Annotated in this window: 19 protein-coding genes; 2 read left to right on the top strand and 17 right to left on the bottom strand. The window is 39.6% G+C overall.

Annotated features, from left to right (window positions below):
* Nucleotides 1-40 precede the first annotated feature (40 nt).
* The 13 genes from KVT27_RS15835 to KVT27_RS15775 form a co-directional block, all read right to left on the bottom strand.
* The gene (locus KVT27_RS15835; protein WP_217581607.1) at nucleotides 41-376 is read right to left on the bottom strand and encodes a hypothetical protein; all 336 of its coding nucleotides are present in this window, start codon (nucleotides 374-376) and stop codon (nucleotides 41-43) included.
* 79 nt (nucleotides 377-455) lie between these two features.
* The gene (locus tag KVT27_RS15830) at nucleotides 456-698 is read right to left on the bottom strand and encodes a hypothetical protein (RefSeq protein WP_217581606.1); all 243 of its coding nucleotides are present in this window, start codon (nucleotides 696-698) and stop codon (nucleotides 456-458) included.
* Nucleotides 699-700: 2 nt separating this feature from the next.
* A complete protein-coding gene (locus KVT27_RS15825) occupies nucleotides 701-1,378 on the bottom strand; it encodes a hypothetical protein (RefSeq protein WP_217581605.1) in 678 nt (225 codons plus the stop codon).
* Complete coding sequence (locus tag KVT27_RS15820) at nucleotides 1,368-1,784, bottom strand: hypothetical protein (RefSeq protein ID WP_217581604.1); 417 nt, start codon at nucleotides 1,782-1,784, stop codon at nucleotides 1,368-1,370. The genes KVT27_RS15825 and KVT27_RS15820 overlap by 11 nt, the downstream gene beginning before the upstream one ends.
* Nucleotides 1,785-1,958, bottom strand: a complete 174-nt coding sequence (locus KVT27_RS15815) for a hypothetical protein (RefSeq protein ID WP_217581603.1) — start codon at nucleotides 1,956-1,958, stop codon at nucleotides 1,785-1,787.
* Between the two features lie 245 nt (nucleotides 1,959-2,203).
* Complete coding sequence (locus KVT27_RS15810; RefSeq protein ID WP_217581602.1) at nucleotides 2,204-2,848, bottom strand: HNH endonuclease; 645 nt, start codon at nucleotides 2,846-2,848, stop codon at nucleotides 2,204-2,206.
* A complete protein-coding gene (locus KVT27_RS15805) occupies nucleotides 2,835-2,975 on the bottom strand; it encodes a hypothetical protein (RefSeq protein WP_217581601.1) in 141 nt (46 codons plus the stop codon). The genes KVT27_RS15810 and KVT27_RS15805 overlap by 14 nt, the downstream gene beginning before the upstream one ends.
* Nucleotides 2,976-3,077: 102 nt before the next feature.
* Complete coding sequence (locus tag KVT27_RS15800) at nucleotides 3,078-3,302, bottom strand: helix-turn-helix domain-containing protein (RefSeq protein ID WP_217581600.1); 225 nt, start codon at nucleotides 3,300-3,302, stop codon at nucleotides 3,078-3,080.
* 125 nt (nucleotides 3,303-3,427) lie between these two features.
* The gene (locus KVT27_RS15795) at nucleotides 3,428-4,231 is read right to left on the bottom strand and encodes a hypothetical protein (RefSeq protein ID WP_217581599.1); all 804 of its coding nucleotides are present in this window, start codon (nucleotides 4,229-4,231) and stop codon (nucleotides 3,428-3,430) included.
* An 83-nt stretch (nucleotides 4,232-4,314) separates the two neighbouring features.
* A complete protein-coding gene (locus KVT27_RS15790) occupies nucleotides 4,315-5,730 on the bottom strand; it encodes a TOTE conflict system archaeo-eukaryotic primase domain-containing protein (RefSeq protein ID WP_217581598.1) in 1,416 nt (471 codons plus the stop codon).
* Between the two features lie 3 nt (nucleotides 5,731-5,733).
* Nucleotides 5,734-5,907, bottom strand: a complete 174-nt coding sequence (locus KVT27_RS15785) for a hypothetical protein (protein WP_166672233.1) — start codon at nucleotides 5,905-5,907, stop codon at nucleotides 5,734-5,736.
* Between the two features lie 71 nt (nucleotides 5,908-5,978).
* Nucleotides 5,979-6,173, bottom strand: a complete 195-nt coding sequence (locus KVT27_RS15780; protein ID WP_134026760.1) for a hypothetical protein — start codon at nucleotides 6,171-6,173, stop codon at nucleotides 5,979-5,981.
* Between the two features lie 46 nt (nucleotides 6,174-6,219).
* Complete coding sequence (locus KVT27_RS15775; RefSeq protein WP_217581597.1) at nucleotides 6,220-6,972, bottom strand: hypothetical protein; 753 nt, start codon at nucleotides 6,970-6,972, stop codon at nucleotides 6,220-6,222.
* Nucleotides 6,973-7,180: 208 nt separating this feature from the next.
* Between KVT27_RS15775 and KVT27_RS15770 the strand changes: the two genes are divergently transcribed.
* Complete coding sequence (locus tag KVT27_RS15770; protein WP_217581596.1) at nucleotides 7,181-7,660, top strand: hypothetical protein; 480 nt, start codon at nucleotides 7,181-7,183, stop codon at nucleotides 7,658-7,660.
* Between the two features lie 159 nt (nucleotides 7,661-7,819).
* Here the strand turns inward: KVT27_RS15770 and KVT27_RS15765 are convergent, their stop codons facing one another.
* Both KVT27_RS15765 and KVT27_RS15760 read right to left on the bottom strand, forming a co-directional pair.
* On the bottom strand, nucleotides 7,820-8,047 hold the full coding sequence (locus tag KVT27_RS15765; RefSeq protein ID WP_217581595.1) for a hypothetical protein: 228 nt from the start codon (nucleotides 8,045-8,047) through the stop codon (nucleotides 7,820-7,822).
* Entirely contained in the window at nucleotides 8,044-8,517 is a 474-nt protein-coding gene (locus KVT27_RS15760; protein ID WP_217581594.1) for a hypothetical protein, read from the bottom strand. Before KVT27_RS15760 ends, KVT27_RS15765 begins: the two co-directional genes overlap by 4 nt.
* Before the next feature lie 113 nt (nucleotides 8,518-8,630).
* On the opposite strand from KVT27_RS15760, the gene KVT27_RS15755 reads away from it, so the two are divergent.
* Nucleotides 8,631-8,873: a helix-turn-helix domain-containing protein gene (locus KVT27_RS15755; RefSeq protein ID WP_198695178.1), complete on the top strand. Its 243-nt coding sequence runs from the start codon at nucleotides 8,631-8,633 to the stop codon at nucleotides 8,871-8,873.
* Between the two features lie 249 nt (nucleotides 8,874-9,122).
* Here KVT27_RS15755 and KVT27_RS15750 read toward each other — a convergent pair whose 3' ends face one another.
* Together KVT27_RS15750 and KVT27_RS15745 are read right to left on the bottom strand one after the other, a co-directional pair.
* Complete coding sequence (locus KVT27_RS15750) at nucleotides 9,123-9,755, bottom strand: hypothetical protein (RefSeq protein WP_217581593.1); 633 nt, start codon at nucleotides 9,753-9,755, stop codon at nucleotides 9,123-9,125.
* A gap of 671 nt (nucleotides 9,756-10,426) precedes the next feature.
* Entirely contained in the window at nucleotides 10,427-11,482 is a 1,056-nt protein-coding gene (locus KVT27_RS15745) for a tyrosine-type recombinase/integrase (RefSeq protein ID WP_217581592.1), read from the bottom strand.
* Nucleotides 11,483-11,587: the final 105 nt, after the last annotated feature.

Genomic DNA, 11,587 nt, shown 5'->3' with positions numbered 1-11,587 from the left:
TGGTCCCTCATTCTGAAAACCGCCGTTAGATTAATAGCCATTAGATTCGCTCAACTCTCTTTGCTACTACGTCAGCCAATCGATCAGCTTGTTGGCTTGCTGTAATGTATCGTTTGCGTGCGCTTCTATCTCCGTTGGCATATTCGACGGCTCCATTCAACGCCTCTAATCGTTTACGAGCATGGTCGGCTTGTATACGGCCACTCATTGCTATAGCTAGTAATGGTACTTTTAATTCGGTTGCCAGTTTAACCTTAATTTGCGGAACTTTACCGTGAAGGCGTTCCACTTCTACTACAAACTTAGCTGCAGCAAGTATTACTTCGTTATCGTCTAGTAATTGTGTTATTTCCTGCTTATGTTTGATTAGTTTCATCCCCTATGTCCTCCTTGCATTTTTGAATTTAAAAAGGCACAACGTCGGTTAAAACGTCATGCCTTGCGTTAATATTGCGTTATTCAGTTTGCTGTGTTTCATGTTCTTGTTGGGAAGCTCTTTTAACATTTGCGTATAAAACTTTCGATTCTATTGAACCGAGTGCTCTAGCGACTTGCATTGCGATTGCTACGTCCTGCTGCTCGATTGTGCCTTCTTGCAATTTCTGTTTTAATCCAGATTCTACCACGCGGAAATTAACACCTTTTCCCTTCGCTTGTTGTGCTAACAAAGCTTCTACATGTTCGTTATATTTGCTCATAATTATTTCGCTCCTTTAGTCTTTGTTGGTACTTCTGCGATATATTCAAAATCATTCGGCTTATGCCCGTATGTGAATCGACTAACCTGGCTGATTACTTCATGCACCCCATTTGTAACTCCTAGACTTCGCATCACTTTCGCTGAACCTGTCGGATGTGCTATTGAAGTAACCTCACTCGTTTTACCTTGGGAACGATTAGCTCTAGAAATTTCAACCATTTCCTCACGTAAATATCCGTAAGCATCTTCACCATTGCGGTGGTCAATAATACAGCTAATCAGCAAATCCCTCGCCATTTTTAATTTTGCATCGACAATTGGTTCATACTCTGATCTAACTTTAGGTACAAACACGTTTTGATACTCGTTTACTATGTCTACGGATGAAATCGTCCCTTCCGGCATTGCAGCGCGTGCTAAACGCTCATCGCGCTCCCTACGTGTGACAACCTCTTTTTGTAGCGCAATGTCATCGTCAATTTTAGCGAGTTGGGCAGTTTCGTCTGTACCATGCTTAACGCTCTCAGTAAACGTATATTCATATTGCGTCTGCAACTCACTTAAACGTGCACGAGCACTTGTTAAGTCTGCTTGATACTGCGCTAGTTTTGCTGCTCTTTCAGCACCTTCAATTTTGTAATCTTGTAATAATGTAAACTCGTGTTCTTTAATTGCCATCCGATTTTATCCCCTTTGTTTTTAGTATTTGAATAATCTTTTCTAACTTAGCGATACACCACAATCGCCATGTCGGAATAACAGTCTCGTCTTGCTTGTCCAACTCGAATAATTCGACTAACATTTCCTCGTTACGAGAAATCCGCTCGCGCGTTCCTTCGACTTCACGCCGATAAATCACTGGATACTGAGCGCTCATTAATTCTCGATACAATTCTTGGCTATCCGTCTGCAGCTCGTTTATTTCATACGCATATAAATCGTCTAGCAAGTCGATTAACTCGTCATAAGGCTTTGAGATTTCGCCAATTAAATTGGATATACCACGTTCGTCAGTTTCGTAAATTAGTAGTGACAGGAACGGAACCTCTCGCAAGTTAACGATTGATAGCAAGGCAAAGCGCATTTAATCACCGCCTTTTAAAAGCTGTTGAATTACGTAATTAGCTGCCTCTGATTGCACAAAATATCGAGCATCTAGCGTTGCAACTTCCGGTGGTAAAAATATACGATGCTGACGTTCGCCTTCATCGATGTAAACGCAATGTTCTCCGTTGTCATTACTGTAGTAAATCTGCATTAGTAAAACACCGTCCCGTTTATAATTTTTGGTTTCGGATATCGCTGCCCGATGATTTCGATACCGTTTTTGTTATACTGCTTTTTACGACGCTTCGGCTTTGCTCGCTTGCCTTCACTCTGATAGTTCGATGAATACCTTTTATGCTCCATTCAGTTCCAACTCCTCTTTTTTGTCATTAAAATAGCGACACAAGTCGTATTTTTCACGCTGTGCCGCCGTCATTTCTCGTAGTTTATAAAGTGTTATCCAACCGCTGTTAACATCTCCTGCGTTATATCTGTAGACGCCTCGCTCGATTTTTTGCATTGTTTCGCCTCATTTCTCCGAATTTCTACCGCCTCGTCTCGTAAGTGACCTATCATTTGTTCAACCTCAATGTCAGTTAACTCCCGTTTAATCAATCCACCTATAAAGCGTCGCACAAATGGACGCAATAGTTCCGGTTTAAATCGCTCGGGATATTTATCGAAGGCTTCTATCGCAAATAAATCATGCTTTGTACTATTACAAGACCTACACGCAGGCAAGACATTAGCTTCAATATTAACTCCACCGTAACTACTTGATTGCGGGTATACATGGTCACAAGTGGCTACTACATTGTCATCAGCAAAGTCACAACCACAATATACACACGCCTCCGTCAAAATGGTTTCGATATACGCAGCACTTACCATCGGTTTAGTTTGTCCGGCTTTAACGGCATATGCGTAAGCACGTTGTCGAGCGTATTCACCGTTCTTCCTTCTGTGTTGCTTCCTACACTCATTACAAATATTTTGATGTCCTGTTTTACTTTTCGCATCACGGCGGAATAACTCAATTGCTTTTGTCTCAACACAGATACGGCATTCAATTGTTTTAACTTCACTCTTATTCTTTTTCATTTCCCTCAATCTCTCCCTCAATCGTTTTTATAGTTTGGAGTATCTCGTCACGCACCTTGATTCCAGATGCTTGTACTCCTGCTAAAGCTGTAAGATATTTGATTAATAGCTGTAATCGCTCATTCACTCGCTCACCTCCAAAAGGCTTTACTTTTGACTTTTAATGTGATAACGTGTAATCATGGACAAATTTATATAATTTTAGGTTTTTGGCTAAAAAATATATCGCCTACCCATTTTCATAAATCATTAACTTTCTTCTCTTTTCAACGTATTCAAAAAACACGTCATCCAAATCAAAAAACCTCATAACATTAGCTTTCATTTTTTGCGTGATAAACTCAGACTTCTCCGCGCTGATTACTGTTGCAGGCGTGACGCCGATTCTCGCAGCAAAATCACGCACCGTTAATCCATGAGCCTCTCGCATATCTCTTACTAAATTGTTCTCCACTTCCGCCACCGCCTTTTTGTTCTATTTTGTTATGATTTGTTACACTTTGAAACTTTCACTTTAAAATAAAAGGACCACCGAAACTATGTATTTCCAGTGGCTATTTAGTAGGAAAAAAGGTATCGTCAAATGGGACAAGAACCCTTGGCCTGTCTGGTTTTCCGAGCATTTCTCACATGCCAGCAAGTGCTTTGTTTCGTCGCTACATATTTCACGTAATTACCCATATTCATAGCCTTATACATGACCGATAAATCACATACCTCCGTCTTAGCATGTTTAGGATAAAACCACTCGTTGCAGATTTTGCACTTTTGAATTTTCTTCGGATCCAACTTGTATATTTTACGAGCGATTTCTCTAGCTGTGCCACCATACTCACTTTGCAGTCTACGGGCATACAGCGTCGGCTTAGTCTTTAGTTTCCGAATAAAATCTTCGATATGCTCACGCTCGACGTGCATCGTTTCTATCTCCACCACTCGATGTTTTTCCATGTCCTCCGAAGATACTGTATAAGCCGGTTGAACATCGCTATCTTCTTCAACTTCAAAAATAGCCAATTCATGCTGCGTCCGTTTTTGTGCGCGATAATACTCCTGTTCTTCCGAATACGTCGGGTATGCTTCCTCTTTCTCCGCAGTTGCATTATTGACGGCAGTCATAAAGTCAGCTAGAATATCATATACATTAGCCTTACGAAAACTCGTTGTTTTTAAATAAGCTGGGTGATAGACCTTGATGTCAGAAATCATGTATAAGTCTACTCCCCATAACTCAAGCTGCTCATTTACAAAGTCCTGCGCCAACAGGTTTCTTTGTGCATCGGAGTAGCTTTTTCTTTTTGGGTAATGCTTGAACCAAAAGGCTCTAATATCTCGTTCTAATTGCTTCGCGCTCGGGTTTTTCTGCACAGTTTGTGTCGTCATCTAATTCCTCTTTTCTGTGGTTTATAGTGCTTCAAAAATGTCCCTTTTCGGTACAAATAACTAATATATAACTAATACCGTAGTTAACGAGCCCAACGATTACCTAGCTCCTTGCGTGATATGACTCTACGTAACTCTCGAATATCAAATAACTGGTACGTAACGTCGATTAACGACTGATTAGGCATAACATCTACACTTTCATCGTCAGCTTGCGGCTTATCAATTAAAATCCGATAACGATTCGGTTTATAGAATGCATGTCCTATTTGGCTACTTTTCGCTCTATCAATCTCACCTTTACGCACATATTCAATAAATCCGACAGCGACAAGTTTTTTCATAGCCGATTGTATCGTTTCATGGGACTTCGTTTCTATCATTCTCATAGCGGTTCTGGTAGTTAAATAGAAAGTCTTGCCGTACCTTTTGGACGTAATCAACATCGCATAAGCCAATTGTTTCTGCCGGAACGTACCGACACCCAAAACCGCAAGTATTTCCGACTTATAGACTTTCACCGCGACATCTTCGTTACCCAATTTGTAGCCACGTTCGAACGCCAATTTTACGATCCGTTCCGTTTCCTTCTGCCAATACTCCGCTGTACTGCCTTCACTGAAATATTCGCTAGGCGTAGCGAGTAAAATCGACATAATTAAATCGATTGCTTCGGCTTCTTCATACCCTTGCGAATTACAGAACGCAGCAAGTAGGACCGTCGTCTCGTGGCGTGTATTACTGAATTGTAGCTGTCCGGCTTTTAGTATGCCGATAACCTTCGACTGAGCCTTTTCGTGACTAACGGCTGTCACATCGACGTTGGTACGCTCAACAACTTCTCTAAATTCCGCCTCTTGTTCAGGCGTTAATTCAATCAGTGCGTCGAGTATGAGCGCATGATCCATCGGCTCCACATCGTTTAAATAATCGAAGGATTCGATAGGCTCTAGCGTCTCACGATCAACGAACCAACATCTAGCGCCAGTCTTTTGATTTATTCCGAGTGGCAGCTTTACCGCTTGCGTGTATGTCGGACGGTATTCAACCTTTTCGCTCGGCAAATCTGCAGTCTTAATTACTTGTCTGTAGAAAGACTTTGCATCATCAGACGAAATCGGCACATCAAAGAACAGATCGACATGATAGCCTTTATTTCCGCTGAATGAAACGTGAATATCTGCTGACGGTATATTGAAATCGTTCTCTAATGCGTAAATCAGTTTCAACGTAGACCATCGCGCTAATACCTGGTCGTCAGCGTAGTCTACATCGAACGTTATAAATTTGTTAACACTGTTACCATTAAATACACCGTAAGTATTCACGCCTTTTAAATGGCGCTCTATTAAACTATCAGTCAAAGTCCACACGCTTGGATTCTTATAACCGTCTAATGTGATATAGTTCTGCTGAGTCTGGATGATGTAACGCTTACGCGCACTAATGTAAAGCTCGCTAATTTTCGTAATTGTGTCGTTCAGTTCCTGTCGTTTCAATCCTCATCGCCCCTTTTGTGATATTTCTGCTAACGCCTGGTTAAAATGTTCGTTTACCTCAAAAATGAATACAACGTTGCCTGGCCGTGCCGTTGACGTGTCGACATCGATCATCTTACAGCCCCTCGCAAGCAAGTCACGCGCAACTCTCATAGATAAAATACATTTCGTTAACATAGTAAGCCCCCTTAAAAGTGTCCCTTTTCGGTACAAATAACTAATATATAACTAGGAATGAAGTTAAGCAGCTAATCAGTTGAGTAGTAGGTGCTAGGTGGGTAGTCTAAGATGTCCGATTCCAAGCTGGCCGTATTATGAAAAACGTATAGCTTCAAACCTTCATATCGCTCGCTCATCATCTGAGCAATCAAGTTATGTCCTCGCTCCATTAACGAGATGGAAACACCTAAATCTTTTACAATCAAAATCTGTTTATCGCTCATTTTAAAACCCCCATAATTAATTTTGTTAAACCACTTGCATTGCCGTTCATCCTCCTGTATAATGACAATATAAATAAAAGAATGTTATCATAAGTGAAGTCTGCACAAAAACAGACGTATCACTCTCCATTATATCGTCAGCACTTGAGGAATGTAAAGTGCTTTTTTGCATTTTTTTAAACTTTTTTCTTCTATTACATATACCCGAACAAAAACGCAGTTCCGGACATGTATCTGATAATTTTCTTCCTACTATACATGCACACTTGAATTTTCCGTTTAGGGACAACTTTTCGCAAAAATTTATTTCTTCGGCTATTTGTCGGTCGGATTCGGCTTGCTCCGCTTTTTCCGTAGCTTGCTTAGCTTGCGATTCGAGTTCGGCAATACGTTCGCGATACGCTTTTAGTGTGTCAATGTCACCGTTTAGGACTTCTACCTTAGCTTGCGACTTTGCTTCGGTTGACTCCGATGACTTAGCGGAAATCGCTTTAGAGAGGCTTATTGGTAAATCCTCGAATACTTCACGTTGATTGTGCGGAATCCGCACGAACATTTCGTAACGGTCAATCCATTCATACGCTGTACGCTTAGCTACTCCAATACTTCCGAGCCACGCACCGAAGCAGCCGTAACCATTCTTTGCGAGAGCTTCTTGCGCCTCTTTTAATTCGCGTCCTAAATCGGTATAAGCCTTTCCGACAATCTCACGCATATTTGATTCCTTCTTACGGAGAAATTCCGCTGTTGTAACGTCAAGTTCCGCATAATCGAACACTTTCGGTGATACTTCATTCATTCCGTTCACGCTCCTTTCTTTTTAGACGTTTTAACATCCTTATGATAAATACGTTGACTTGCGATTTAAAACCGTTTTTAGCCACGTTTATAAAGGCGAAATGAAGGCGCTAGGTCCCCACTCCTTCAGTAAGACCGATTCAAAAATTGTTATTATTTAACTGTTTATGTTTGGTATAATAAATAAAAAATGTTAGAGGTGTTGTACTATGAATACTCTACAATTATTTTATAAAAAATATCAAAATCATAAGGATATTAAGTCTGTGGATTATATTAATTGGGCTTTCACCATGTTGGAAGATAATTGTTCATCGTTTTCTTTAAATATCTTAGCCTCTCTAAGAGAACCACTTAATATTTTTGAGGTAGAAGATTACTTTAGAAGAGCACTAAGTGAGATGGAACTGCAAGAACCATCATATGAAGAGTGTGCTAGATATTACATTCTACATTTATCTGAAAAAATACTACAAGATAAGAATAACGTTTTTGAAATAGTCTATGATATAAATACAGTGATTCGAGATATTGATTACCCAGAAGACCTTAAAGAATGGTTCATCATAAGTGACATGGTAGATGGATTTCATTATGGCGGAAATGACTTTAATTTAACGAAGGAAGAAGTAATGACAGCCATTATGGATGCAGCAAAGAATCAGGTGAAAAATTATAAGAAAAGCTAGGCGTTGGCGTACCCAGCCTTCAACGACCATTGTTGGCGCAATGATCCTTCGTATTGTTTGCTAAAGCCATTTGGCGCTGACTCTAGCGTTTTTATTGACCGTAATGTTGGCGCAAAACAGACGGTTCAACTCGTTGGCGCTAGTTGAGCGTTTAACTTTTCACAAATTAATCGTTACATATATAAACAAAGCTATTGCGATAGAAAACGCTGTTGTACCGTAGTACCACACTCTAAGTTCTCCCTCTTCGCCTTCTTCACCGAAAAAATATGCGTCTACTTGCTTTGCTGTATTGGCGGCTGCTTTCGTTAGTAACTTAATGTATGCCTTCTTATATTCACGCTCAAACGACTGCGCTGACGCTTCACGCGCAACTCCTTGTTTCATGCTGGAATCCCCCCAATTACTAACTCCTGACCATCAACTATCAAGGCGCGATAGAAATCTGAACAAACTACATGCATATGATCGAAAATCGGAATTGTTTTAAGTGCTTTATTTGATAAACGCATTACAATAGTTCGCCAAGCACCTTTCTCTGTGGAAACAGCCTCGTAGTTATTTAAATAGTCACTACTATCTGCGATAACAATCTCCGTTGCTTGGTCGGCTACTTTTTTCGTATACTCTGCTATTAAACGTTTGCACTTACGAATAGTGTCGTCAATCATTTCCTGTACGTATAACGGAACTGGTGTCGTAGGAACTGTATAATCCCACCTACAGTTACGTCGCTTCACAAACACCTGATAAGACGTTGAGAATACGCCTTCTTTTTCAAACGATACAATTTGATACTCCACTGACCAAACTTCATTGTCTGTTAACCATTTGCCCTCGTCTAACGTCGTAAACATTTCACATTCCGCCTTCCATAGTGTTATTTTGGTACGCTTTTAAGTACCACTTCTGCCATCATTATATGGTACGCTATTGCGTAACGTCAAGTATATTTTTGGAGGAATTTTAAATGGCTAAACAAGTAGTGGTTAAGATTGATTATTTGATTAAAGAGTACAAGGTAGGTTCATTAAGAAAGTTAGCCGAGAAATGCGATATAAGACACGCAGCACTAAGCGAATTGAAAAGTGGTAAGAGAAAAAACATCAACTTCGGGCATATCGAGAGAATTGCTGAAACATTTGGAATTGATGATATAACTGAGATAATAGATTTTGTAGAAGTAGACGAAGAAAAAGACGACGCCGAATAGTGGCAATCGTCTTTCTTTTTATTTGCTTTTCTTTTTCTTCTTCTTTTTTGGAGCAGTAGGGAGGTCGTACTTCTCCGTTTGCTTACGAACGCTCTCCGCAAATTTCTTTAATTTCTCCTGATTATACATCGAAAACTCACCGTCCTTTATCGCCACCCATAAATATATATGTGGAATATCCTACAATATTCTACAACGCAAACACTTGAGGTATATTATAAGATAATAGAATATAAAAAAACGAAAAACTTAAAATGAGAAGTGTTTTATTAATCTATCTATTGTCACTCGCATTTCAAGGGCTTCCTTACGATTAACATAAGGCAACTCTCTTCGATTAATATGTACAAGGTTTCTTGATTTTCTTGCCTTATGCATTATAGATGAATCATTTAAATTTAATAATCCATTTTCAGTAGCTTGTTCAATCATTTCGTTCAAAGTAACAGTGGGTCTTCCCAGTTTTTCGTACAACATCCCCTCAATAACTGCTGCACACATTAAAACAAATGGTAACCAAGCTTTTACCTCAAATGTTTTTTCTAACTCTTCATAATACGTCGCAAGTCTCTTCCTGACAGGTTCATCTGTTATCCAAGGGAATAAAGCTTGATAATCTTTGATTCCATGGTAATAAATCACCACTTCAAGACTATTTATTTCTTCTTTCACGAAATCTGTCTCAAATTCGATTGTATTACCAGTTATGATATCTCCTTGATGGAATGAACTTAAAGGACTAATGTTCAAACTAAAATACTCAACAGTGTAAGCACTTAATGTTGGTATTTCAATACACCACACAAAGGGATTATAAGCACTATTATCATTACTTTTAACTTCAACTTTGTCTAAATTCACATTAAACATAATAGACTTCATATATTCACCACCCGTTTTTCTGTATTATACTACAAGTAGACTCATTATATTTTAAACTGAACAGCACCATATTAAAAACTCACTCGGTATTTAAATGCATTTTCGCTTGACAATCGCACCCAATAACTAGCAGAATGGCGCTCGCTCTAGGAAATCGGCTGAAACGTAGTTACCTTATATCGCAAACCACAGAATAAAACGTAGTAAGCGAGATAAAGTAAATACGCAATAACTAGCGTCATGTGACGTCTGAGGTTACTCGTTGCCCTGTCCGTATCGGAATTTCTTCCGCTATGACCTCATACAATTACTGTCCTGTATGCGCGTATTAACGCATGGTCATAGTTACCCTCTCCGCAAAGAGCCAGTAAACCTACCGCACCGCAAAGCCGTGCTCGCTATTCGTCGCTACGTAAACAGGGAAACGTGTATCTGCGATATATTCCGTAGTTTGCGATGTGACGGACGGCACTGACCAGGTTATTTTAACGACGAATTAGTGGGCAACCTCGTCGCTACTGCTAAAAAAGGATGCACTTAATAGAAGTTGCACCATCGAAAAAATTTCGATATAATGAACCCTAAGAAACGCTATTGCTGCCAGGCAATTTTTAGCGTAGATATTAAGTTAGAAGTCGTTAGTGTTGTCGCACTAGCGGCTTTTTTCTTTTTTATTTGCGTATTTTTGTTCTCAGTTTTCGCAAAGGTGAATACTCAAAATGTTTAACCTGTATATCACCGTCAGTCATCTGCACATATCTGCGAGTCATCGTAATACTGGAATGACCTAAAATTCGCATTAGCGTATATGGATCCCCACCATTTAAAATGAAATTGCGTGCAAACGTATGTCTCCATGTATGTGCGGTACTTCGAATTTCTTTACCAACTCCGGTAACATCTCCGTAATATTTCAATCGTTTATTCATCTGCGTATCGCGTACTTCTTCACCGTAACAAGATAAGAAAATACGTTTCGCTTCCGGGAAATGCTGCTTATTCTCGTCTACCAACTCAAATAGAAGTTTTAGTGTATCCTGCGAAATTGGCACAACTCGATATCGACGATTTTTATTAAACTCCGCGCCTAAATGAATACAACGAGTCTTAACATCGATTGATTCAGGAGTAATCGAAAGCAATTCATTCATTCGCATCCCTGTATCCAATAAACAAATTTGAAAAACATAATCGCGGAATCCTACGTAAGTACGTTGATCGCAGGCTTTTATTAGTGCTTCAATTTGTTCATCTGTAAACGATTCAATTTTGTCTATATCGTCTTTTTGGCATCTGATATTATCCATCGGACTTACGCGTACCATGTTCTCCGCCTTCCAAAAGTTGAAGGCTACCTTTAAAGCTCTAATACGCATATTAATAGTTGCAGACGATAAACCTTTGCCATAGTCACCGTTCATGTATTTGTGATTTTTAAAGCGCGGTGCTTCCTCTGTTAAATAACGAATGTAATCACGGCACATTGTCGATGTAATTTCGTTTACATATCGAACCTTATAATCACCCTCGAATAACCATTCGGTAAAATAACGCCAAGTGTTCGAATAATCCTCTTGCGTCCTTCTCCGAATACCTTCGCCAATCTTAGCTGTAATAAAATAATTCCAAGCGTCAGATAGACCGATTTTATGTACGGCCCTAATCGATTCATTTTCACGCGCCTCTACTCTTGCTCTACGTCGTTTAATTGAACGATTTTCAGACATAAAAAAAACGCTCCCTTCCGTATCGATTTTCAATACGTAAGAAAGCGCAATTTAGCGTTAATATTCATATATCCGATAGAAACCAACTAACAACTAGTCGGTATA

This window comes from Lysinibacillus sp. GbtcB16 (genome assembly GCF_019091145.1).
Taxonomy (GTDB): domain Bacteria; phylum Bacillota; class Bacilli; order Bacillales_A; family Planococcaceae; genus Lysinibacillus; species Lysinibacillus fusiformis.
Note: the sequence above shows the minus strand (reverse complement) of the source record. Positions and strands in the feature narration are given on the sequence as shown.